Origin of the sequence: Salinimicrobium marinum (assembly GCF_014651535.1) — a bacterium.
In the GTDB taxonomy this organism is placed as follows: Bacteria; Bacteroidota; Bacteroidia; order Flavobacteriales; family Flavobacteriaceae; genus Salinimicrobium; species Salinimicrobium marinum.
This window is the reverse complement of record NZ_BMXB01000026.1, coordinates 1-25,023: the sequence shown is the minus strand read 5'-3', so window position 1 is coordinate 25,023 and position 25,023 is coordinate 1. Positions and strand designations below refer to the sequence as shown.

15 protein-coding genes are annotated in these 25,023 nt (G+C 38.7%); 10 read left to right on the top strand and 5 right to left on the bottom strand.

Annotated features, from left to right (window positions below):
- Positions 1-146: 146 nt before the first annotated feature.
- Together IE056_RS17795 and IE056_RS17790 are read right to left on the bottom strand one after the other, a co-directional pair.
- A complete protein-coding gene (locus IE056_RS17795) occupies positions 147-1,073 on the bottom strand; it encodes a DUF7282 domain-containing protein (RefSeq protein ID WP_189606342.1) in 927 nt (308 codons plus the stop codon).
- 264 nt (positions 1,074-1,337) lie between these two features.
- Complete coding sequence (locus IE056_RS17790; RefSeq protein ID WP_189606341.1) at positions 1,338-3,830, bottom strand: zinc-dependent metalloprotease; 2,493 nt, start codon at positions 3,828-3,830, stop codon at positions 1,338-1,340.
- A 295-nt stretch (positions 3,831-4,125) separates the two neighbouring features.
- Here IE056_RS17790 and IE056_RS17785 point away from each other — a divergent pair, with 295 nt between their 5' ends.
- On the top strand, positions 4,126-4,338 hold the full coding sequence (locus IE056_RS17785) for an HU family DNA-binding protein (RefSeq protein ID WP_189606340.1): 213 nt from the start codon (positions 4,126-4,128) through the stop codon (positions 4,336-4,338).
- Between the two features lie 48 nt (positions 4,339-4,386).
- Here the strand turns inward: IE056_RS17785 and lysS are convergent, their stop codons facing one another.
- Positions 4,387-6,072: a lysine--tRNA ligase gene (gene lysS / locus IE056_RS17780; protein WP_189606339.1), complete on the bottom strand. Its 1,686-nt coding sequence runs from the start codon at positions 6,070-6,072 to the stop codon at positions 4,387-4,389.
- Positions 6,073-6,191: 119 nt separating this feature from the next.
- Here lysS and IE056_RS17775 point away from each other — a divergent pair, with 119 nt between their 5' ends.
- The gene (locus IE056_RS17775) at positions 6,192-6,350 is read left to right on the top strand and encodes a YqaE/Pmp3 family membrane protein (RefSeq protein ID WP_189606344.1); all 159 of its coding nucleotides are present in this window, start codon (positions 6,192-6,194) and stop codon (positions 6,348-6,350) included.
- Positions 6,351-6,415: 65 nt separating this feature from the next.
- Positions 6,416-7,114, top strand: coding sequence for a lipoyl(octanoyl) transferase LipB (gene lipB, locus IE056_RS17770; protein ID WP_189606343.1), 699 nt, complete (start codon positions 6,416-6,418; stop codon positions 7,112-7,114).
- 67 nt (positions 7,115-7,181) lie between these two features.
- Here the strand turns inward: lipB and IE056_RS17765 are convergent, their stop codons facing one another.
- On the bottom strand, positions 7,182-9,665 hold the full coding sequence (locus IE056_RS17765) for a hypothetical protein (protein WP_189606338.1): 2,484 nt from the start codon (positions 9,663-9,665) through the stop codon (positions 7,182-7,184).
- Between the two features lie 29 nt (positions 9,666-9,694).
- The gene (rnhB, locus tag IE056_RS17760) at positions 9,695-10,294 is read right to left on the bottom strand and encodes a ribonuclease HII (protein ID WP_189606337.1); all 600 of its coding nucleotides are present in this window, start codon (positions 10,292-10,294) and stop codon (positions 9,695-9,697) included.
- 414 nt (positions 10,295-10,708) lie between these two features.
- On the opposite strand from rnhB, the gene IE056_RS17755 reads away from it, so the two are divergent.
- From IE056_RS17755 to IE056_RS17725, 7 genes are all read left to right on the top strand, one after another.
- Complete coding sequence (locus IE056_RS17755; RefSeq protein WP_189606336.1) at positions 10,709-13,918, top strand: SusC/RagA family TonB-linked outer membrane protein; 3,210 nt, start codon at positions 10,709-10,711, stop codon at positions 13,916-13,918.
- 18 nt (positions 13,919-13,936) lie between these two features.
- Entirely contained in the window at positions 13,937-15,403 is a 1,467-nt protein-coding gene (locus tag IE056_RS17750) for a RagB/SusD family nutrient uptake outer membrane protein (RefSeq protein WP_229793814.1), read from the top strand.
- A 74-nt stretch (positions 15,404-15,477) separates the two neighbouring features.
- Positions 15,478-16,275: a hypothetical protein gene (locus IE056_RS17745; RefSeq protein ID WP_189606334.1), complete on the top strand. Its 798-nt coding sequence runs from the start codon at positions 15,478-15,480 to the stop codon at positions 16,273-16,275.
- Positions 16,276-16,379: 104 nt separating this feature from the next.
- Positions 16,380-18,296, top strand: coding sequence for a putative porin (locus IE056_RS17740; RefSeq protein ID WP_189606333.1), 1,917 nt, complete (start codon positions 16,380-16,382; stop codon positions 18,294-18,296).
- 567 nt (positions 18,297-18,863) lie between these two features.
- A complete protein-coding gene (locus tag IE056_RS17735) occupies positions 18,864-21,929 on the top strand; it encodes a SusC/RagA family TonB-linked outer membrane protein (RefSeq protein ID WP_189606332.1) in 3,066 nt (1,021 codons plus the stop codon).
- A 7-nt stretch (positions 21,930-21,936) separates the two neighbouring features.
- Positions 21,937-23,310 (top strand): RagB/SusD family nutrient uptake outer membrane protein, encoded by a 1,374-nt coding sequence (locus tag IE056_RS17730; protein ID WP_189606331.1) that lies wholly within the window; start codon positions 21,937-21,939, stop codon positions 23,308-23,310.
- Between the two features lie 155 nt (positions 23,311-23,465).
- Positions 23,466-24,131, top strand: a complete 666-nt coding sequence (locus IE056_RS17725) for a hypothetical protein (protein ID WP_189606330.1) — start codon at positions 23,466-23,468, stop codon at positions 24,129-24,131.
- Positions 24,132-25,023: the final 892 nt, after the last annotated feature.

The following is a 25,023-nucleotide window of genomic DNA, read 5'->3' as shown; positions in this document are numbered from 1 at the left end:
GTTTGTCAGCATTTAATATACGAAAAAAGGAGCAGAAACACTACGGTTTCTGCTCCTTTGTCTTCATTTAATTCAATTAAATGAGAGACTTTTTCAGTGCCCTCGAAAATTCCGGCTCATTTTTTCTTATGTTACAGAGATATATCTTACCAGTAATAAGTATAAGGACTGTACACGTTGTATTCATCTTCGTTAATCATACCGTCGGCATCTGTATCCCAATCATTATATAGTCCCTGATTCCATTCATCTTCAGTTACCATATTGTCGCTATCCGCATCATACGTTTCATACCATTCAGACTCTGCATAAACAGCATTCCATTCATCGTTATCAATATAACCGTCAGCATCTGCATCATAGGTTGCAAAATCATCATCAGTATACACGCCATACATACTTGCATAACCTGTGTTCCATTCGTCTTCATCTATGAAATCATCATCATCGACATCAGTGTTGGCAAACGTAGTGTTATAAAATTCCTCATTACTTAAAGAACCATCTCCATCGACATCCCATGTTTCAAGATCGTTTTCAAACGTGTTGGGAAATTCGTTTTCATCGATAAAACCATCAGCATCAGTATCGTAATCAGCGAAAGATCCTGTGGAATATACAGTAATTGTTTCTGTGATTGCTGCATTGTTCTCATCTGTAATTAATTCATCCTCATCATCCCATTGATTTTGGGTTCCATTATCAGAATAAAGTTGAAGAGAAATTTCATTTCCGTCGTCATCAGTCTCCAGATTGGCATTGTCATTTAATTCTAACATGATATCTGTCTCTGTACCTTCTCCAATCCACATAGGTCCAGCGATGAAGTTTTCTGTATCTTCCTCATCACTATGTACAGCTACCAACCAACTATCCTGTCCTACCATTACAGATTGTACCGTAATTGTGTTACCTGTTATAGTCTGGTCTTCAGCCGTGATACTTCCAGTGTCCACAACAATCGGATCTACTGTTCCGTCATCATCATCACTACAGCTGGTTAAGCCCAGTGTCATAAAGAACATTACGAAATACAGGGAATACTCTTTAAAATTCATTAATACATTTTTCATACTTGTTTTTTTAGGTTACTAAATCGGGTCCAAAATGGAGATTTTAATTGGAGAGGAAAAATTTTTAATAGGAATGAAGCCGACTTTAATGCTACTTTAACGCCTTTGTTAAGCCTATCCAAATGAATGAAAGAAATTTCTTATTTAATCCTAAAAAATTTTGAATTAACTATTTTTAAAATATTGTTATACAGATTTTTGCATAAAAAAAGCTGTCTGAAAATTTCTTTTCAGACAGCTTGAAATACAGCGGTACAGTTACGTTTAGCTGTTAGGATCCAGGATTAAGTTGACTCGTTCAAGAGCATCCTGCAGGTGATATCTTGTCATAGTGTCCCGGCTTCTTCCAATAGAATTTCGAAGATCCCGTTGAAGGTTTTTTAATTCTCCTCTTACCACAGGACGAATATCACTCTGTGCCACATCCACGTTACTTCTGGAAATCCAGCTTCGGTAACGTGACGGAATCTCAGATTGCTCTTCGGTCATTAAGTATTCCATCCGGTCAATATAAGCCCGCTGAAGGTTACGTCTGTAGGTTTCAATGGCGCTTCCACTTCTTAGTTCACTCCAGATGCCCGATCTTAGGTCGGTCATCATGTCCATGAGAGAATATGCCTGATTTCCGTTAATTTCTCCATTTTCGATCAACCTGGCCATTCTTCCGAAGTCAAGAAGATTGTTTAGGGTTCTTTCCTGAGTCTCTCTTACTCTTTCAATATTTCCATCAAATTCGACCTTGTTAAAAATCTCCTGATCAATCAGCCACTCGGGAGTAGAGAATAATTCATCCTGAAGGAATTGCATTGCTTTTTCCTGCTTTTCTACAGGAACGTGAGTGTAAACAGCGCCATCCTGATCGTAGGTTTTGGTGTATTTATACACACCTCCAACATTGGCAGTCACGTGACCCATGTACCTGTTGTACTGGCTTAGTACCTGCTCGTACATGGTCTTTAGATCTGCGTAATCTTTACCGTCTTCTGCAGTCCATTCAATAAGGTTAGGAACGATGCGTTTCAGGTTTTTAATACCATATTGACTGGCAAGTACAGCATCATCACCCAGGTCTTCAGTTTGAGAACTCGGATCAATGACTCCGCCGCTTTGCTGACTTCCGAAGCGATAGTTCAAATCGTTCTGATGTTTCAGGATCCAGGAATCAAGCGTCTCTTTTTCTTCTTTTGCCGTGGTGTTCAGGATTGGACGATACCCCCATTCAATGGAATATTTGTCATACGTCCCAATGTTCGGCATCAAGGCAACATCTCCATCTTCGGGTTGTGCAATGTAGTTAAAACGTGCATAATCCATGATGGATGGTGCAGTTCCATACTTCTTCGTGAATTCAGGGTCTCGTAAAGATTCTACAGGATATGCAGAACTACTTCCCATGTTATGGGGTAATCCAAGAGTGTGTCCAACTTCATGAGAGGATACAAATCTTATCAATCTTCCCATGATCTCATCTTTGAAATCCACCCCTCGTGCATCTTCGTTAATGGCTGCTGTTTGTACAAAAAACCAGTTTCTGAGTAGCGTCATCACGTTATGGTACCAGTTAATATCCGATTCCAGAATCTCTCCCGAACGGGGATCACTCACGTGTGGGCCATTGGCATTTGGTATTGGTGAAGCCAGGTACCTCACTACCGAATAACGCACGTCCTCGGGACTCCAGTCAGGATCTTCTTCAGCCGAGGGAGCATCTTTGGCAATAATGGCATTTTTAAAACCGGCAGCCTCAAAAGCTTCCTGCCAGTCTTCTATTCCCTGCTTGATATAAGGCACCCATTTTTCGGGCGTGGCACGATCAATATAATATACAATAGGTTCTTTTGGCTCTACCAGTACTCCACGCTTGAATTTCTCAAGATCTTCATCTTTCACCTCAAGTCTCCACCTGTCAAGGTAACGTACTGTTTTGCTTTCCTGCGCGTCGAGTCCGTAATCTGTCTGCCCCCTAGCGAACCACCCAACACGTTCATCAAAATACCTGCGTTTCATTGGAACTTTTGGTAACAGGATCATGGAATTACTCATTTTTACTGAAATGGAAGCAGTACTTGCATTTGAAGGAGGCTCTCCTGCATTATAAGTTTTAACGTGACGCACTTCAATGTTTTCGGGATAACTCCTGATGGTGTCAATATAAGACCGGTTTTCATCAAGTCTGGAGATCTTATAATCTTTCCTTTTACGTTCAGGAAAACCAAGAGCCTGGACGTCTTTTTCGTAAAGATCGTTCACCTTGATCACCGTTGCATTGCCAACAGAATCTTTTCTGATGGATTCCACATCAAATGAAAAAAGAATAGGTTCAAAGTTGGAATTTACAACGGCCTCGTGGATTGGTAATGAATCTGCAGCAAAGACTTCATGGGAAACAACTCTTAAAAGAACCTTTTTGTTCTTCTTTTCCCAGCGTAAAACCTGGGTGTCCTGTTTTCCACCGCCAAAACCAATACCTGAAGCAGTTTGTGCTATTCTGGTAACCATGAGCATTTCACGGTTAAAAAGACTATCGGGGATTTCGTAGAAATAATCGTCATCAACACGATGAACGGTAAACAATCCTTCATCTGTTTTTGCAGATTTGGTGATTACTTTATCATAAGCTTTGAGTGAATTCTTGTCACCGGATTTTTCGCCGGAACCGGCAGTTGTTTTTGGTTTGTCTGGCTGGAAGACAGCACAGCTCGATATTGAAAATGCCAGGAAAACAAGACCCAGCCGATGCAATAGGCGGTTGTTCATTAAATGAAAATTTGAAGTTTAAAAAGCTTCAATTTATATAAACAGCTTCGTATAATAAACAAAAGCTGCTAAATAAACTGAAATTGCGTTTTGCTTTTGTTTGACAATGAGATTTATAAAAGGTTTAAAATTGTATTAAAAAAACTAGTCTATTTCCCAATGAACCTTTCTTAATAACCTTTTGTTTTTCCGTGGGTACGAATAGATGACAAAGATTTGTTAAGCCAGTACATGTTGTATAGTAATTAATTATAATACATTACATTATAATGCATTAACAAAAAAAATCAGGAAAATGAAAAAAGTGGTAAACCTTGTAGCTCAACGAGCAGGAATTTCGGAATCACAGGCAAAAACAGCAGTAGACACCGTCGCATCTTTTATTAAGGACAAATTGCCGGCAGGAATGCAAAGCCAGGTGGATAAATACTTAAGTGAAGACGAAAACAGCAGTGACAGAACTTCGGGAATGGGAGATAAACTGGGCGATATATTAGGAAATAAATAAAAAAATCCGGGTCAATTGCCCGGATTTCGTACTTATAGTAGATAAAAACTATTTCAGTTCAACAAAAAGGTTGTCTTCTGTCTTTTCTACTTTTACCAGTTTTTTGGAGGTTAAGCCTTTAATGGTTTTATCCCATTTTTTATTGGAAAGAGTAGATTGAGTTTTCAGGTCTTCCAGTTCCATTTTTTTCTTAGGCTTCAGAATATTCAAAACGTTCTTTTCGTCTTCTGAAAGCTCTACTTTTATTTCCGGTCTCATCTGAGGGAAGAACAGTACTTCCTGAATAGACTGGTTGTTGGTGAGGAACATTATTAATCGATCCATTCCAATTCCGAGTCCCGATGTAGGTGGCATTCCGTATTCCAGTGCCCGTAAAAAGTCATTATCAATAAACATTGCTTCATCATCCCCTTTTTCGGAAAGTTGTAATTGTTCCTCGAACCGCTCACGTTGATCGATTGGGTCATTCAACTCAGAATAAGCATTGGCGATCTCTTTTCCGCAGACCATTAATTCGAAACGCTCTGTAAGCTCCGGATTTTCACGGTGTTCTTTACACAGCGGACTCATTTCTTTAGGGTAATCTGTAATGAAGGTAGGTTGGATGAAGTTGCCTTCACACTTTTCTCCGAAAATTTCATCAATCAGTTTTCCTTTCCCCATGGTTTCATCCACCTCGATGCCCATTCCTTTGGCAGCCTCATACAATTCCTTTTCAGATTTCCCTGTAATGTCAAATCCGGTGAAAGTTTTGATCGCATCGGTCATGGTGACGCGGGCATAAGGAGCTTTAAAGTCAACCTGATGTTTTCCGAAACTAGCTTCTGTAGTACCGTTTACGGCAACAGCGCAATGCTCTAACAATTTTTCGGTGAATTCCATCATCCAGTTATAATCCTTGTAGGAAACGTAAATTTCCATGGCAGTAAATTCCGGATTGTGGGTACGGTCCATTCCCTCATTCCTGAAGTTTTTGGAAAATTCATACACTCCGTCAAACCCGCCTACTATGAGTCTTTTCAAATAAAGTTCATTCGCAATCCGTAGATATAAAGGGATATCTAGCGCATTGTGGTGTGTGATAAATGGCCTTGCAGCTGCACCACCGGGAATAGACTGTAAAATGGGGGTTTCAACTTCAAAGTATCCTTTGTCGTTGAAGAAATTCCGCATCGCATTGAACAATTTCGTACGCTTTACAAATATTTCTTTTACTTTTGGATTCACCACCAAATCTGCATATCGCTGGCGATACCTTAATTCCGGATCATTGAATTCGTCGTGTGTATTTCCTTCTTTATCAGTTTTTGGAAGTGGCAGCGGTTTTAAAGATTTACTTAAAAGCGTGAAATCTTTCACCATGACGGTTTTTTCTCCCACCTGCGTCTTGAAAAGCTCTCCTTCAATTCCAATAAAATCGCCTATATCCAGCAATTTCTTGTAAATATCATTGTATTTGCTCTTATCTTCACCCGTGCAAATTTCATCTCTGTTGAAGTACACCTGAATTCTTCCTTGAGAATCCTGGATTTCCGCAAAAGAGGCTTTTCCCTGGATCCTTCTCGACATCAATCTTCCTGCAATCACCACCTTCTTGCCTTCTTCAAATTCAGCTTTTATTTCTGAAGTAGTATGATCTACCGGAAAAAGAGCTGCCGGATATGGATCTATGTTCAGGTTTCTTAAGGATTTCAGTTTCTCTCTGCGAATAATTTCCTGTTCAGATAATGACATGGTATATTTTTGAAATTGACTGGCAAAGATACAGACAATCCGGTAATCAATCAATTGTTTTTTCTGTAGTCCCGCCCCATATTTTTATGCCGGATAAAATCTTATATTTGTATCCTGATATGAGCATCTGGAGAGTTTTACTGTCAATATTATTTCCGCCTTTAGCTGTGATAGATAAAGGTTGCGGATCTGTTTTAATTGTGTTGATCCTTACGCTTCTCGGCTGGATTCCCGGTGTGCTTGCAGCTTTGATTATTTTAAATAAGTCGGGAAAGTAACTTCAGGCTATAAGAAGTTGCTGAAATTGATAAAATGAAGAGGAATGTTTAAAGATAATTTCCATTTGAATAAAGTTGTAACATTACAGGAGCTGGGGCTGAAGGATTACAAAGAAACCTGGGATTACCAGGAGAGCCTTTTTAAAGGAATCTTGGATCAAAAGATCAGGAACCGAAGAGAAGAACGTACAGATCCTACCTCCAATTACCTGCTTTTTGTGGAGCATCCTCATGTCTACACGCTTGGCAAAAGCGGCGATAAAAGCAATCTTCTTATTGACGAAGAACAATTGAAGCAAAAAAACGCTTCTTTCTACAAAATCAACAGGGGAGGAGATATTACATATCATGGGCCCGGCCAAATTGTAGGATATCCAATCCTCGATCTTGAAAACTTTTTTTCAGACATCCACAAATACTTGCGGCTGCTGGAGGAAGTGATTATTCTGACTTTAGCAGAATACGGCGTAAAAGCTGAAAGAAGTTCCGGGGAAACCGGTGTATGGCTGGATGTTGGCACTCCTTTCGCGCGGAAAATTTGTGCGATGGGCGTTCGTGCCAGCCGCTGGGTCACCATGCACGGATTTGCCTTTAATGTCAATGCAGATCTCGGCTATTTCGATAATATTGTTCCCTGCGGAATAAAAGGAAAAGCCGTCACTTCTTTAAACGTGGAGCTCGGCGTTCCTGAAGTTTCTACAGTTGAGATCAAAGAAAAAATAAAGAAGCATTTCACTGCCCTTTTTGAGGCAGAACTCCGGTAAAAAAATTAAGGTTCAAATTTCAATATTTTGATATTATTTCAATTTGTACTGAAGACTGAAAACTGAATCATTCCTTCACTTCATACAGTAACAGCGTATCATCTTCACCTTTTACTACAAACTCCAGATTTCTGTCACCATCAATATTGTTCAGGTCGATGACTGAAGTGCCATAAACCGGAAAGCCCGGCAGCAAAGCTCCATTACTGTCAAAAAGAAAAACTCTTTTCGCCTGCGTATCGGTTACCTGGATGTAAAGTTTATTATTCAGGACGAAGATCTCAGGCTCGGTGTACAGTCCAAAATCCAGTTCTACAGTATTGCCTTTTATACTAAGTTGGTTGTCAGAAAGTGTTACCAGCGTTTTAGCCGTAGCATCTATAGCGTGGTTCTCTCCCAGCCCCAGTGCTTCTTTGGAAATATTTCCGTTCTGGGTAATTTTTATAAGTTCCCCATTTTTACTGGTAGAGGTGAAGTTGTTGTTGTATTCATACAGATGATTTCCAGAAAGATCAAGTTGTTCCTTAACAGGCACCCGAACATTTCCTCTTCGGTCCAGGATGTTTATCTTTCCGGTGGTTTCAGGGATGACAATGTAATCTTTGTTCCCCATTCTAATATGCTTTGGCTGCTGCGAAATACGGTCTGCTGCTTTTGTAAATCCAAAACCTTTAACACGGGCGCCTTTGCGGTCATACATTAAAACCTCTCTTCCCTGGGTGACTACAAACCTGTATTTCCGGTTATTGTCGTAATCGAACAGTGCCAGGGGTTGAGTGATCTCATCATTAAATTCCAGCGGAAAAGGTTTTACTTCATTTCCTTCCCGGTCGATCACCTGCAACTTATGCGGGGTTGCGAAAACCAGCTGGATCCTTCCGTTTCTGAAAATATCTACCTGCTGAATGCTTCCTAAAATACGGGATTCCAGTTGTTTTTTCCAGTAAATATTTCCGCTTTCAGAAATTAGATACAGGTTATTATCGGTATCCTGAACTGCCACATCCATGCCTTTGGTGCGGTGATTTTTTATAAAGACAGGAGGTCCCGCAACGGGTGATTCCAGCGTTACCGTAGCCGTTTGCTGAACCCCGGCAGAGCTTAATTTTTGTTCATTTTTCTCAAGAATAGCATGAACATGCGCAAAGTTGCTGTTGTAGATTAGCTGAAAAGCTGTGAAAGGAAATTCATCTACTGAAATATCTTTGGTAGCAGATCTGTTTTCTTCGGAAACCTTATCTGCCAGAAATGTTTTAAAATTGCCGTTTCTTGATACCCATAAAACAGAAGCTTCTGTGCTTAAATTCTCAGATGCAGAAAGATATGCGGGGTTTTCTGCAAAAGTATTTTTATTCTGAATTTCAGCAATCGTTTCTTTGAGTGGTTCTATGCCTTCCGAGAAAAGGAGGAAATTATCTACTTGAGCAGAATACTTCAGGTTTCCGGTGGAAATTATAGGCTTCAGAAGCGCTTGGAATATTTGTGCATCTTCATAACCATAAATTTCGATGCTTCTGAATTCTTCTGCCAGATTTGAACCTGCTGCAAAAGATTCCAGTGGTTCACTGCCAATGCTTCTCACTGCAAAAATATTTCCTTCTTCGGTATAGATCACCCCAATTTCGGAAGCATTTTCAAGAAGGGTTTTTTCTTTGGACGTATTATTTTCTGAAGGTTGTTTGGAGTTTTGTTTGAGCAAATTGGTTTCCAGGTTGCGAAAATCCTGAAATGCATACGACAAAAACCCTGAAGCGCCCCCGGGAGTTACACTTGCCAGATCATTTCGGGCAGGATTCACGTCTTCAAAGAGATTTATGAATTTCGGAAGAGTGTCTGTAGCCGTTGTAATCCCATCCAGCTTTATCATGTTCTGATTTACCTCTGTATCCAGAGCCGTCCAGTTGCTGAAATTATTCAGGAATGAGGCAGATCCTTCGGGCAGCATATTTAGAAATATTTCAGAAATATTTTCATGACTGATAAATACCGTCGGATTTCTATCAGATGCTGCTCTCAAAGCTTTTTCCAGGTCGGCAGAGTGGTTAGTAATTTTTCGATTTTTATTTTCAAGGAGCTCTTCAAGGATCTTTTTTGAATCGCTTGCAATGAAAAAGCTGTCAATCTGGGTGGTATGCGTGGTGTAGTCCTCGAAGGTAAACGATTTAATTTCGCCGAACTCTGCCTTTGTGGTTTCTACCTTTCTGTTGGGAATGGAATCGAGATTTTTTATTTCAGGTATACCCTCACTAATATAGGTATAGGAAATGTGGTTCTCATTTTCACTGGAAAAAGCCAGGAGAGCAGGTTTTTTATGAGAAAAGTAATTAAAAGCAGATAATCTTTGGTTGAGGTTTTTTAAAGGTGGGAAGGAATTATTGGCTTTTAAGAAGGCATTATTCCGTAAATCATTCGTGAATTGATCCGGGTTATTCAGCTGAATTAAAACAGCAGTATTTTCCGGAATATAATCTGTTATGTTGCCCATACCTGTTTTATCCTCTGTGCAACTTAAAACCGCAAGGGAAAGGAGGAGCAAAAATATTTTTCTCATGAAAAAGGATTTGAAGGCAAATTTACTATTTAGATAGCAAGTTCCAACTGCTCTGGCAGAAGTCTGAAGCTTTTTCGGTGATATTTTGTGATCCCGTACTTTTTAATTGCTTCCCGGTGTTCTATGGTAGGGTATCCTTTATTTTGTTTCCAGTTATACATGGGGAATTCTTCATGAATCTGGGTCATGTAGGCATCGCGATATGTTTTTGCCAAAATTGAAGCTGCTGCAATATTGAGGTATTTTCCGTCTCCTTTTATGATGCACTCATGGGGAATGTTTCCGAAATTTTTGAATCGGTTGCCGTCAACAGAAATGAATTCAGGTACATTTTTAAGCTTTTCGATACATTTATGCATCGCCAGGATAGAAGCATTCAAGATGTTGATCCTATCTATCTCTTCCATATAAATGTGGTGCACAGAAAAACAGACCGCTTTTTCTTCGATGACGCTTCTAAGGTGGAACCTGTTTTCAGCATTCAGTTTTTTAGAATCATTGATGATTTTGTTTCTGAATCTTCGCGGCAGGATAACCGCAGCTGCAGTAACCGGTCCTGCAAGGCAGCCCCTTCCGGCTTCATCGGTTCCACATTCAAATTCAAATTTCGAGTGTTGTTTTTTGAGCATGCTGTTTTTACTACAGGACAGGGATGTACTTTTCGATAAATACACTGCAAAGTTATAAATTATTAAAGATCAGAAAGAATTGTTTTGGGGGTACAATTCAATTCCCATGCATGATCCAGATTTCAGATGGTTTTGTGCCGGCAAGGTGAAAAGCCATATAAGGAATCATTTAACTCTAATGGACGTTATGAATTTAATTTAACAATTTTTTGATTTTTGTGGATAATAACAAAAATTGGATGTTTTTCAATTAATTAATCTGTAAATGTTTGCTTAATGGAGAGGAAACTAATCTAAGAATGCAGTTTTTTCTTTCTATTCATAAAATGTTAACAGCTGGACAAAAAGTAAACCTTTGTTTTATTAGATTTTTATTATCATTTTTGGCGTTGGCTAATTCAAATAAATTATAAAATGAAAAAAAGATTAAGTGGAATTCTGACGCTTTTATTGGCGTTGGTTGTGCAGGTTACGTTTGCGCAACAACAAACGATCACAGGGACTGTGACCGATGGACAGGGGTTGCCCCTGCCCGGAGTAAATGTGCTCGTGGATGGCACTAACAGGGGTACACAAACAAATTTTGATGGTGATTACAGTATCCAGGCAGCCCAGGGAGAGACTTTAGTGTTTTCTTACCTAGGTTTTGAAACGGTAGAATATGTGGTGGGGAATGTTCCTACAATTGACCTTACCCTTTCAGAAGATGCCGCCGAACTGGATGAGGTAGTAGTAGTAGGTTATGGTACCACTACAAAAGAAACATTTACAGGTACTGCCAAGACTGTGTCAGGGGAGTTACTGGATCGTAAAAACGTATCCAACGTTTCCCAGGCATTGGCCGGAGAATCTGCCGGAGTACGTGTTATTAACACTTCTGGACAGCCAGGTGAAAGTGCTACTGTAAGAATTAGAGGTATTGGTTCTGTTAATGGAAATACAGATCCATTATATGTGTTAGATGGTGTTCCTTATACCGGAAACATTAATGCTATTAACCCTGGAGATATTGAGTCTACTACCATTCTTAAAGATGCTGCTGCAACTGCCATTTATGGTGCGCGAGGAGCTAATGGTGTAATTGTAATCAATACTAAATCGGGAAGATCTGGAGAATCAACTATTGAGGTTTCTACCAGAACTGGTGTAAACTTCAGTTTGCTTCCAAGATATGATACTTTTGACTCTCCAGAGGAATATATTGCTCTTGGTTGGGAAGGTCTTTATAATGCAGGTCGTGCACAAGGATTGGATCCTGTAGGATATGCAAATGACAATCTTTTTGGAGATGCCGGTTTAGATCCTCGTTACAATATGTGGAATGTTGCTGATGGTGGTGAATTAATTGACCCTGAAACAAGAAGCGTTAGACCTGGTGTTACCAGATCTTACAATCCTGAGGATTGGGAAGATTATGGTTTCCAGTCTTCCGTGAGAAGAGAAGCTAACCTTCGGATTAGTGGTGGTAATGAAGGTACTAAATATTATACGTCTTTCGGTTACCTGAATGATGAAGGATATATTATTGATTCAGACTTTGAAAGATATACAGGTCGTTTGAGTGTTGATCATGAGGTTAAGGAATGGTTATCTGGTTCCATGAACATGGGATATACCTTGTCTGAAACTAATAATAATGGTCAGTCTGAGGATTCAGGAAGTGTTTTCTGGTTTGTGGATAACATTCCGCCAATCTATCCTTTATTCCTAAGAGATGGTGATGGAAATATAGTTGATGATCCAATTTATGGTGGTCCTCAATATGATTATGGTGAAGGCCGTGGATTTGGAGGTCTTACTAACTCAATCGCAGATGCAAGTTATAGTGGTAGTACTACTAATCGTCATGAATTAAATGCAAGTGCTAACCTTACTGCAGATATTACAGACTGGTTAAGTTTCGAAACTACTTTTGGTTCTCAATATTACAACAGTAGCTTTAATAGTTTGCAAAATCCATTCTATGGTCCTAGTGCTTCACAGGGTGGTTCTATATATAAAGAAAAAGAAGAGCTTTTTACGTACAACTTCCTTCAGTTACTTAGATTCTCTAAAAGTTATGGAGATCACACTATTGGAGCTTTAGCTGCACACGAAAGCAACTCATGGGAGCTACAGACTCTATTCGGAAATAAGAACAATCTTATCAATCCAAATGGAACTGAATGGAATAATGCAGTTGTGGTAAGTTCTCCTCCTGGATCATATACAGAAGGTTATAGTCTTGAGAGTTATTTCGGACAGGTTAACTACGATTATAATGATACTTATTTCCTTTCCGGAAGTATTCGTAGAGATGGTTCTTCAAGATTTGTTGAAGACAAATGGGATACATTTGGTTCTGTTAGTGGTGCATGGGTGTTGTCAAATGAGAACTTTATGATAAACAACAATACCATCAGTTTCTTGAAATTGAAAGCTAGTTATGGTCTTATTGGAGAACAAGGTGGAGTAGGATACTATCCAGGATATGATAAATGGGATATTGGGAACTTAAATGATGCGCCTTCTTTCTCTTTTGATACACGTGGAAACCCTAACTTAACCTGGGAAACTTCTAAAATGTTCCAGACGGGAGTTGAAATGAGAATAGGCAATATCTTTGATATCACTTTAGATTACTATAGAAAAAATACAGAGAACCTTCTGTTTGAAAGAAGAGTAGCGCCATCTACAGGGATTGCTATTATGGATGTGAATGATGGAGAATTGTTAAACCAGGGGTTTGAATTTGATATTACAGCACACATTATAAACCGTGGCGATGTATTCTTTGATGTTACCCTTAATGGTGAGGTGATTGATAATGAGCTTCTTAGAATGCCAATCGATCCTGCAACTGGTGAGCCAAAGGCTTTAGATCAACAGGATTTTTATGGTAGAGCTGAAGGACATTCTATCTATGATTTTTATTTGAGAGATTATGTAGGGGTTGATCCTGCTGATGGTTTAGCGATGTGGAAAGTTTATTATTTAGATGCTAATGGCAACGGAACTTTCCAGCCAGGGGAGCAAATTCCTAACATGGTAAATTACCTAAGTTCTAATCCAGATGTAGATCGCAGTGAGATTAGGGAAGGTACTACAAAGACACTTGCTCAGGCTACAGAACATTTTACAGGACAATCAGCATTCCCTGATGTGCGTGGTGCATTTAACCTTTTCGCAGGGTATAAAGGTTTCTCTCTAAGTGCTCAATTCCTTTACCAAATAGGTGGATATGCCTATGACGGCGCTTATCAGTCACTTATGCACAATGATGTTGTGGGTGGAAATAACTGGCATAAGGACATCCTTAACAGATGGCAACAGCCTGGGGACATTACAGACGTGCCACGTCTAAGTAATGATTTTGATCCAAATACAAATGGAACATCTACAAGGTTTATTGAAAAAGCAGATTACCTGGCTTTAAACAATGTACGTTTAGGGTATTCGGTTCCTCGCACTTTTACAGAGAGTATTGGTTTAAATGAACTATCTCTGTTTGTATCAGGAGATAACTTATTTTTAGCATCAGCACGTGATGGGTTTAACCCGTCTACTGACATAGCCGGTGAGTCTGATACTTATAGATATTCTCCGTTATCTACGGTAACAGGAGGAGTTAGAATAAACTTTTAATTAAAAAAAATAATGAAAATGAAATTTAAATATTATATAGGAGTTGCTCTAGCTGCCGTTACCATGGTAGGCTGTAGCGAAGAATTCCTTGAAAGCGAGCCTACTGAGTTTGTATCGAGTACTCAGTTGGCCGAGTATTCTGAGGATAACCCTGCATTGCAGGCAGGTAACGTATCAGGTATTTACGCCCTGATGTATGAGCCTGAAACAGGAGGTACTACCGGTCACGATGATTATGGACAAAAAGGGTATGATGTTTATTCAGACATGTTGTCTTCAGACATGGTCCTTGGAGGTCTTACTTACGGTTGGTATTCAGGAATTGCTAGAATGACGGCCACTATTGATAATACCGATAACAGGAATTATATTCCATGGCGTTACTATTACAGAATCATTTTTTCTGCCAATAACGTAATTGGTAGTTTAGGTGGTAATGATGCAGTACCGGAAACAGAAGAGGGAAGAATATATATGGGACAGGCTAAAGCAATGCGTGGTTACGCATACTTTTACCTTGCTCAGTTTTATTCTGAAGGGTACAATCCTTCAACTCCTATCCTTCCAATCTATACGGATACTCAGACTAATGCTCAGCCATTAAGTCCTACTTCTGATGTGTATGATCTTATTGTTTCAGATTTAACAGATGCTGTAGATTTATTGGATGGATGGAATAGATCTGGAAAAGAACAGGTTAATAAATATGTAGCAGAAGGATTATTGGCTTATGCTTATGCTGCTATGGGTGATTATGCTTCAGTGTTACCACTTACAGAAGATATCATTAACAATGGTGGTTTCGTGCTTACTAACGCAGAGCAAGCTTTGGGTGGTTTCAACACAGTAACCAGCCCGGGATGGATGTGGGGTATGGACCTTACAGAAAACCAGGGGCTTAACCTTGTTTCATGGTGGGGTCAAATGGATATCTTTACCTATAGCTATGCTTATGTTGGAGATCCAAAAGCGATTGATTTAGGTCTTTATAACTCAATTCCTGATGGAGATGTGCGTAAGGATCAATTTGAAATAGTAGAAGGGTTTGGTGCAAATATGCCTTTGCCAATTAATAAATTCTATCCTGAAGAGCGTGAACTTGGAGGTCAAAGGTACATTAGCACAGATTATGTTTATATGCGTGTGGCTGAATTCTATTTATTGCATGCTGAAGCTGCGGCTAAAACAGGAGACGAGGCAACTGCGCAACAATACCTTGCGATGCTTCTTGAGGAAAGAGTTGATGACACTTCTTATGTAAATGGATTGTCTGGTCAGGCTCTTGAAAATGAGATCTATCTTCAAACAAGGGTTGAGCTTTGGGGAGAAGGTAAGAGCTATCTTGCAATGAAGAGGAATGAAGCGACTATTACTCGTGGATCAAACCACTTATTACTTGCTGGAGAATCATTTAATTACAATGATGAAAGGTTAAGTTTTGAGATTCCTAACAGTGAGATTCAGAATAACCCGAATATTGACTAACATTTGAATTGATTGGCCTGGCAGATGCATGCATTTGTCAGGCAAAATCAAATTCATAAAAATTATATTATATTATGAAAAAACATTTAGGAATCTTTTTAGCGATTATTTCCGCTTCTTTTCTGGTAGCATGTGATCTTGAAACGGATTATAATCCGCCAAACTATGCAACTTTCGAAAACTGGCCAGAAGATGTGGAAGTTGATCTTGGAGGAAGTACAACCGTAGACATAACAGTTTATACTGCTAACGTAGTAGGATCTGACAGAACTTTTGATGTATTGGTGACCGAGGCTACTACTTTGAGTACTGATGCTTATTCTGTTCCAGGAAGTGTTACTGTGCCTGGTGGAAGTAATGAAGGAGTTTTAACAGTAGACATTTCTGATATTGATATTAGCCCTGTAGGTGAAACTTTAGTGTTAAACCTGGCTAATGAAGAAGGTCTTTTTGTTGGAGATCCCGTTACTGTGAATGTATCACAACTTTGTCCTTATCCTGAATTCCGTATTAACTTTGCTTTTGATGACTATGCGAGTGAAACCAGCTGGGAAATCAGAGATTCAGAAGATAATCTTCTTTTTGAAGGAGCCGGTTTTTCTGATGGTACAGCTTCTGCTTCTGTAAAAAGATGTCTTGATACAGGAGATTATACCTTTACTGTAAGAGATTCTTATGGAGATGGTCTTGCAGATGGGTCTGTTACTCTTACCTATGCCGGTGATGACCTTGTGGAGATCCCAGGTGATTTTGGTGAAGGGGCAACAGTTAATTTCACTTTAGGTTCTGGAGGTGGAGACACTGATGGAGATGACACTGATGGTGATGACACTGATGGTGGAGACACCGATGGAGATGACTCTGAAGAATAGAAATATTCAAGCTTAATATTTAAACCGCCATTTGGGCGGTTTTTTTGTTTAATAGCTATAGGTTAAGGACAATTATTATACTTTTGCTTCACTACAAATAAATCATGAGGCATTTTATTTATACGTTACTTTTTTTGTTTGTCCCTTTTATAATGCAAGGACAAATTCAACCTAGAGGTCGTACTTCCGAAGGAAGTCAATCTGTTGAGGAGCAACCTAAAGAAGAAAAAGCAAAGCCGCCGATATCCGATTATAAGATCATTACCGTATCCAACGATACTACTTTTGTGGATACGACTCTCACTATAGTAGAAGACTACAGGTTCAATTATTTAAGAAAAGACAGATTTGAGTTACTACCTTTTTCTAATGTAGGGCAAACCTATAATAGGTTATCTTATGAGTTTGAAAGAAAAAATCTTCTGCCCGAGTTTGGTGCAAGGGCGAGGCATTTTAATTTTTTTGAAGTAGAAGATGTGGATTATTACAGGGTCCCCACTCCATTTACCGAGCTGTTTTTCCGCACAGTTTTTGAACAGGGACAGGTGCTGGACGCTTTTTTTACTGTTAATACTTCTCCGAATTTAAACTTTTCAGTTGCCTATAAAGGTATGCGTTCCCTCGGAAAATATCAGCATATTTTGACGAGTACCGGAAATTTCAGGGCCACCGTCAATTATTATACTCCCAATGAAAAATATCATCTTAAAACCCACTTTGTTTCTCAGGACTTGATGAATGAGGAGAATGGAGGACTTAATGAATTGTCTCTGGAGCAATATCTTGCGGGAGAAGAGGAAATTGAAGACAGGTCAAGACTGGATGTGAATTTTGAAGATGCACAGAGTACTCTTTTCGGAAAAAGATTTTACTTAGACCATAGATTCTATTTAAATGGCGCTGGAGAAACTGAAAATTTCTTTGTGAGACATAAACTAAATTTCAGCGATAAGGAATACCTATATGAACAGGGCAGTGCCCATGAACTTTTTGGTCCTGCTTATGAAACTTCGGGCTTACGGGATGAGACAAGCCTTGAGAATGTTTATAATGAAGCATCCTTAAATTATAGCAGTGATTTATTTGGGGAAATAGGATTTAAAGGGGGACTCACAAATTATAATTATGGCTATAATTCAACTTTAGATTTGGAGACTGGTTATATTGCTAACCGATTAAAAGGAGATATTATTTCTGTTGGAGGAAATTATGCTAAAACCATTGGGGATTTTAAATTTCATGCTGATGGCATGATAAATGTTTCCGGCGATTTTGAAGGAAACTATCTTCAGGCAGGTCTTTCTTATTCTTTACTAGAAGATATCCGGACTTTAGTAACAGTTTCAACTTCGAGCCAGGCACCCAATTTTAATTTTCTGCTGTATCAAAGTGATTATGTAAATTATAACTGGCAGAATAACTTTTCTAATGTAAGTACACAAAAGCTAGATTTTGCAGTTGTTTCCCCACGCTTTTTCAATCTAAATGTGGAATATACGCGTATGGCCAATTATGCTTTTTTTGGACTGAATCAGGAAAACCAGGTTCGACCTATGCAATACGATGAAACAGTAAATTATGTACGTGCAAAGGCAGAAAAGGAATTTGTCTTCGGAAAATTCGCTTTTAATAATACTTTGCTGTATCAGAAAGTTCTTGATGGGGCTTCAGTTCTTAACGTGCCTGATTTCATAACCAGAAACTCTCTGTATTATCAGGATCATTGGTTTCAAAAGGCATTGTATCTTCAAACGGGTTTTACCTTCAACTATTTTTCCAATTATCATATGAATGCTTATGATCCTGTTTTATCAGAATTTTATGTTCAGAATCAACAGGAGATGGATGGCTTTCCAAGAGTCGATTTTTTCTTTAATGGAAAGATAAGGCAGGCGCGTATCTTTTTTAAGCTGGAACAAGTACATACCTTATTGACAGGAAATGATAATTTTTCTGCGCCTTTATATCCTTACCGCGATTTTGGGGTTAGGTTTGGTTTATTATGGAATTTTTTCCTGTAATTCTATTCCTATATATTTATGATATTACGAATATCGATGAACTGCGAGGTTCTTAATTTCTTGTTCTAATTTTAATACATAATTAGATCCTTTTCCAACCGTTTTAATTCTTCTTTTGCATCAGATTTTAACCCGATAACCTGGATAAGGTGCTGTTATTTGGAACTTATTATTGTGATGAGCTTACTTCCTTTTGCTGTAACATTTTAAAAATATGCTTTTCACGGTAGAAATATACTAGCAGTTCTGAAAGTTTCCTGTTTACCTGTTTTAGGTCCTCGAAGAATGCAATTATGGCATCCAGATCCTTTTCCAACGCTACTTAATTGCATTATTTATATGTAATTATTGAAAATATTACAGATATTACAAAATAAATGAATTATGGTAAATTTGATATATATTGTTTTAATTAAGTAATCTTTATAAAAATAGTGGTTTTAATGGTGTAAAATGTATTAAAATAGGTAAAACGCTAAATAAAATTTAATATTATAGTTATTTTATATTTGGTTAATTAGGATTTTATTTCCATTTTTGGAATTGGCTAATTCAAATAACTTAAACATGAAAAAAAGATTACAATTTCTTTTAACACCTTTCCTGGTGTTGATTGTGCAGCTGGCGCTGGCACAAAATCCTGACAAGACAATAACCGGTACAGTGACAGATCAGGAGGGTCTTCCGCTTCCGGGGGTAAATGTGATTGTGGAGGGTACTCAAAGAGGTACCCAGACAGATTTTGACGGAAACTATAGTATTGTGGCTAATAGTAGTGACATGCTTGTATTCTCTTATCTTGGATTCGAGACGGCAAGCAGGAGAGTAGGAGATGCAATGAGAATTGACGCTACACTTTCTCCCGATGCTGCTGAACTTGAAGAAGTGGTTGTAATGGGATATGTTTCTAAAAGACGGGATGATATGACCGGCTCGGCCGTTTCTGTTGGTTCCGAATCTATTGAGCAGGTTCCTGTCGCTTCTGTAGATCAGGCACTTCAAGGAAAGGTTGCAGGTCTGAACATAACTGCTGCTTCCGGAACTCCTGGAGCTGTTCAGGATATCCGTATCCGTGGTAGAAGTTCTATTACTGCCGGAAACGATCCTCTTTATGTGATCGACGGAGTTCCCATTTCAGGTGGAAACCAGGCTGCTGCAACTTCCGGATCTTCTTTGAATCCTCTTGCTTCTCTTAATAACAATGATATTGAAAGTATTACTGTCCTTAAGGATGCTTCTGCTACCGCTGCTTATGGTGCGCGTGGAGCAAATGGGGTAATTGTAATTACTACAAAAAAAGGAAAATCAGGGAGAACCAGTATAAACTTCAGTTCTTCTTATGGTTTCACCAATCCAGCTATAGATGGGCCTACTGTATTAACGGGAGCTCAAAGAGAGGAGCTATATTATGAAGCATATCAGTGGCAGGAATTTGGAGAGCTTGGTTTGACTACTGCAGAGGCAAGAGAATATGAAGGCTCTAGTGAAGAAACTCAAACTAGCCAGGGTGCAGCATATCGTAGATGGAATGCTGAAGGAAGACCTGAGGCGAACTGGGGGGATGCGGTACGAAACTATGATGCTCCTATTCAGGAATACAATATCTCTGCAAATGGTGGTAATGAACAGTATAATTTCTATGCTTCTCTTGGATATTTTGCACAGGAGGCTGTAACTATTGGGTCTGAATTTGAAAGGATTTCAGGATCTGTAAATTTTTCACATCAGTTAGGTGAGAATTTCAGATTCCAGACTTCTAACACTGCTTCTCATACATACCAGGATGGTATTCTTGAAGGAAGTGCATATTTTTCTTCTCCTCAGGCTGCGAAATTCTTTCAGTCTCCACTGGAGCAACCCTATAATGAAGATGGTTCTTTTAATTTAAATACTTCTCTTCCAAACCCATTCTGGATTGCTCAGGAGGATATTGATGATCAAAGATTGACCAGAATTATTTCGAATAACAGTTTAACCTGGAGTACACCAATTCCAAATCTTGATTTTACTACCCGGGCTTCTATTGATTACAGAATATATAATTATAAGAGATATAGAAATCCTGTGAGTGGTGATGGAGATGCAACGGCTGGATATGGTTATCAGGCGCACAGGAATACTGCAAATTATGTTTTTCAAAACTCCCTTAATTATTTCCTGCAATCCAATGATCATAGATTAGACTTTACTGTTTTACAGGAATATCAGGAAAACAGAAATTACTTTCTTGAAGCTGAAGCGGAAAACTTTGTGACCACAGGTCTTACCAATCTGGCCTCGGCTGGTACGCCCACGTTAGCTTCTTCAGAATTTACTGATTGGGCTGTAGCTTCTTATTTGGGGACTGCTTCTTATTCCTTCAATAATATTTATGTGCTGAATGGTACCTATCGTAGAGAAGGAAATTCAAGATTTAGTCCGGAGAACAGATGGGGTAACTTCTGGTCTGCTGGAGCCGCATTAAACTTCCACAGAATGGGCTTTCTTGAAGGGAATAATAATGTTAATATGTTAAAACTACGAGGATCTTACGGGGTTACAGGTAATGCATCAATTGATCTTAATGCTTACCAGGTTTTATATAGTTATGATGCAGATTATGGTGGTACTGGTGCAGCGTATCCTTCAACTTTTGGAAATGAGAACCTAACCTGGGAGACCAGTGATCAGTATGACTTAGGTATTGATTTTGCATTCCTTGAAAACAGGATTAATGGTACGATGAGTTACTATTTCAGGGAATCTAAAGATTTATTACTGGAAGTGCCTTTATCGAGAACCACAGGATTTGCCAATCAGGAGCAAAATGTCGGAACTATGACCAATCAGGGTTTTGAGGCAGAGCTTGAATGGAATATTGTTAGAAGCGATGATTTCAACCTTACTATAGGTGGTAACTTCGCAACCAATGAGAACGAAGTAACTTCAATGCCTCAAAATGCTGCAGGAAATGATATTACCATTACCGAGCAAAGACAACGTGTTGAGGCTGGGCATCCAGCTTATGGTTGGTATTTGCCAACCTGGGCAGGGGTCGATCCAGATACGGGATTTGATACCTGGTATACAGACGGAGTTGGAAGCGAAATAACTACAAGCTTTGGGGAATCCAATAGAGTTTTTCAAGGTGGAAGTGCTCTACCTACTGTAAATGTTGGACTTAATTTTCACGTAGATTTTAAAGGATTCTTTGTTGATGCCAATGCATTCTATCAGGGAGGTCATAAAGTTTATGAATCCTGGCACCTTTATACTTCCGGGGCAAACTTATATCCTGTAGGTGTATACCAGGGAATTGACAGACTGATGACCAGATGGCAGCAGCCCGGGGATGTAACCCGAATTGAAAGAATGCAGCATGGATATGAGCCTTGGGAATACAGCTCCAAATATTTATTTGACGGAGATTTTGCAAGACTTCGTAATGTGACAGTGGGTTATAACTTAAATAGTTCTATTGCTGAAGCTGCGGGTATCACCAGTGGAAGGATCTTTGTTAGAGGAACAAACTTGGGTACATGGGTAAAGGATGATAATCTTATCTGGGATCCTGAAGTAAATGCATCTGGATCAACAGATATGTTTACACCGGCAACAAGGTCTATCATTTTTGGTATTAATGTAAATTTATAAAAACACTATGAAAAATATATTGAACAAATTTGTTTGTACAGCACTTATAGCCGGATCGGTTGCGGTAAGTTCCTGTACTACCGATGATCTTAATCCAACGCTGGCACAGCAGAAAGAGGATCAGAACGCCTTCTCCAACGTTGATGATATGGAAGGAGTTTTAAAAGGAATGTATAACAGGTTGACACCTGCAGCTTATTATGGTAGGGATTATCTTGTCACAAATGAAGCCCGCACTCCAAACATTTGGGCTAATGGTAGTTCTGGCCGTTTTGTAACGCAGGCGAGTTTTTCTCAAGGTGCTACAGGATTATATTTCTGGGATAATGCTTATGCCGCAATTGCAACAGCAAATATTTTAATTGAGCTTGATATAGAAACTCTTGAAGGTGATTTGGATTATGCCAGGCATATGCAGGGGCAAGCTTATGCAGTTCGTGCATTGGCGCATTTTGACTTGTTGAAGACCTTTGGACAGCAGCATACAGGTGGTAGCCTTGGGGTGCCATATGTAACGGAATTTAAAGGAGAGGATTTGCTTCCTGCCCGTGGTACTGTAGAAGATAATAAGAGTGCCATCTATGCAGATCTGGAACAAGCTTACCAGATTATGGATGAAAATTTCTTCGATTCTTCCAAGGAGTTTATATCTAAATACGTAGCTCCTTCTCTTGAATCAAGAGTTGCAGTTTATTTCGGAGACTGGGAAAGGGCTCGTGATGCTGCCGATCTTGTGATCGAATCAGGTAAGTATTCTGTTGTTTCGGCCGACCAGTTTATTGAATCTTTTGCTAATGATGGCGGGGTGAATTCAATTTTTGAATTGGCTTACAGGGATACTGATAACCCAGGTAGTGATTCTATGGAATACATTTACCGTGGTTGTTCTTATGGTGATATTTCTGTTACTCAGGACACTTATGATAATTTATACGAATCAGACAGTGATGTGAGAACAAACGTATTTGGAACCGAAACCTGTGGTGATGATGAATTCTTAAGAAATCTTGGGAAATTCCCGTCACGATCATCTAATATAAATGTCATCAGGTATGAAGAGGTGGTCCTTAATTATGCTGAAGCTTTATATGAGCTCGGAGAAGGGGATCCATTACAGTGGTTAAACATGATTCCTGAACATAGGAATGCAGACACCTATTCAACTGTAACAAAAGAAAATATTCTTGAGGAAAGAAGAGAAGAGTTTATTTTTGAAGGATTATACTACTGGGACCTTTTAAGGACCGAGCAGGATATCGTTCGTTCCGAAGGACAGGTAATAAATATTCCATACGGAGATCCACGTACTGCGTGGCCGATTCCTTTATCTGAGCTGGATGCAAACTCCAACATTGTTCAGAATCCGGGATATCAGGGATAGTAAAGTTATAATAGTATTGAAAAGCCACCTCCAGTCGAGGTGGTTTTTTAATTTCAACATTTTATATGTGGAGATCCTTAGATATGATATAATTTTGTAGTTTAAACACCTGAACGCGTGATAGTAATCATTTGCTGTTGCTTAATTTGCTCCGTATGATAAAATGTTTTTTCACTTTAATTGCGATATTCTTTTGTAATGTTGATGTTTGGGCGCAAATCCATGACGGTGGTAATCATGGGTTAATGACGGTGACTCTTAAAAAGAATGAGAATATGAACTCCGTGGAGGGATCTCCTTATCTGAATGATGAATTTCAACCAGGTACTGCTTTGGTTAATGAGAAAGAACCGCTCAGCGTGTTTCTGAGGTATGATGTTTCACGGGAAATCATAGAAATAAAAACTGAGATTGGCAGCAATGAAATATTTATGTTGCCTTCAAATCAGGAAACGGAGTATCGTATAGCTGGTGATACATTTATTTATGATAATTTCAGATTTGAAGATAAACAGATAAAGGGATATTTTAAAGAACATTTTTCCGGTGAGCGATATAGATTGTTGGAAAAACCTACTCTGACTATAACTGAACCTGTGGCAGCCAAAACAGGATATGAGAAAGATAGGCCTGCAGAAATAGTTCTGGATGAAGAATTTTTTGTGATTTCGAATGACGGAGAAGTGAAAAATGTAAAGCTTAAGCAGAGAGATGTGAAGAAAGTGTTCACATCAAATGCTGCAAAGAAATATCTCAAAGGAAATAAAATTAGATCCATAGAAGATTTAGCTGCTTTCGTGGCGTATTTGGATAGAAATTAAATCCGTCCATAACAACAAGTTCAGTTATAATTTTTTTTTTGAATTCATCTTTACTGACCATTAGTAAGATGACGTGAGGGGTAGAAACTAAATAAACTATATTTTTATTCGTCTTGATATAGAAATGAAATATCTGAGTTTCGATAAACCAAAAATTCCAAATTCCAGGATTATATGCTTATCAAAAGCTAGTGCTTTAATTCGTGACTAGAGAGAGGTAGGTAACTTTTCTAAAGTTCAAAAATTTGGAAAAGTTGAGTGGAGTATGACTGATTGTATTCTATGAAGTAAGTTATCATTCCGACGGTAGAAGGAATCTCTTTCAGAACAGATAGGGGAGGAAAGGATTTGTTTCTTGCAAAAGTTTAATACTATATATGTATGAAGGATAATGTAGGAGCATTTCCAGAGTTTAAACCTTCACAAACACAGGAAACCCCATTCAATTGAAAATATTTTTTCCACGACTCCTTTAATTAACCTTAAGGATATCAAAGGATTAAAAGTGGTGGTTAATAAAAACCCAAAAAAACCATAAAAAAGATGAGTTTAGGACTTGTGTAATTAAGAAACGGTTGTATATTTGCACCCGCTTTGAGAAACAACGAAGGATGCAGATCTGGAGCTGTGAGCCCAGCAGGGGCGGAGGTTTAAAGCGAAAAAGTTCTCTGAAAAATAGTTGAAATTTGTTTTGGAAGTTAAGAGAAAAGGGTTGTAAGTTTGCAACCGCTTAGCGAAACAGGAAAGGAGTTTAAAAAAGCTCTTTTAGAAAATGTTTTGTGAGGGCTTAAGTTCTCTGAGAGTTTCAAAAAAAGATTTAAATTTTATTTTGGATTGTAAAGAAAAAAGGTTGTAAATTTGCAAGCTCGTTCTTTACGGAAAGCCTCAAAAA

Coding starts and splice junctions, on each gene's coding strand:
- IE056_RS17795 (WP_189606342.1), bottom strand. CDS start 1,073: ATGAAAAATGTATTAATGAATTTTAAAGAGTATTCCCTGTATTTCGTA.
- IE056_RS17790 (WP_189606341.1), bottom strand. CDS start 3,830: ATGAACAACCGCCTATTGCATCGGCTGGGTCTTGTTTTCCTGGCATTT.
- IE056_RS17785 (WP_189606340.1), top strand. CDS start 4,126: ATGAAAAAAGTGGTAAACCTTGTAGCTCAACGAGCAGGAATTTCGGAA.
- lysS (WP_189606339.1), bottom strand. CDS start 6,072: ATGTCATTATCTGAACAGGAAATTATTCGCAGAGAGAAACTGAAATCC.
- IE056_RS17775 (WP_189606344.1), top strand. CDS start 6,192: ATGAGCATCTGGAGAGTTTTACTGTCAATATTATTTCCGCCTTTAGCT.
- IE056_RS17765 (WP_189606338.1), bottom strand. CDS start 9,665: ATGAGAAAAATATTTTTGCTCCTCCTTTCCCTTGCGGTTTTAAGTTGC.
- rnhB (WP_189606337.1), bottom strand. CDS start 10,294: ATGCTCAAAAAACAACACTCGAAATTTGAATTTGAATGTGGAACCGAT.
- IE056_RS17755 (WP_189606336.1), top strand. CDS start 10,709: ATGAAAAAAAGATTAAGTGGAATTCTGACGCTTTTATTGGCGTTGGTT.
- IE056_RS17750 (WP_229793814.1), top strand. CDS start 13,937: ATGAAATTTAAATATTATATAGGAGTTGCTCTAGCTGCCGTTACCATG.
- IE056_RS17745 (WP_189606334.1), top strand. CDS start 15,478: ATGAAAAAACATTTAGGAATCTTTTTAGCGATTATTTCCGCTTCTTTT.
- IE056_RS17740 (WP_189606333.1), top strand. CDS start 16,380: ATGAGGCATTTTATTTATACGTTACTTTTTTTGTTTGTCCCTTTTATA.
- IE056_RS17735 (WP_189606332.1), top strand. CDS start 18,864: ATGAAAAAAAGATTACAATTTCTTTTAACACCTTTCCTGGTGTTGATT.
- IE056_RS17730 (WP_189606331.1), top strand. CDS start 21,937: ATGAAAAATATATTGAACAAATTTGTTTGTACAGCACTTATAGCCGGA.
- IE056_RS17725 (WP_189606330.1), top strand. CDS start 23,466: ATGATAAAATGTTTTTTCACTTTAATTGCGATATTCTTTTGTAATGTT.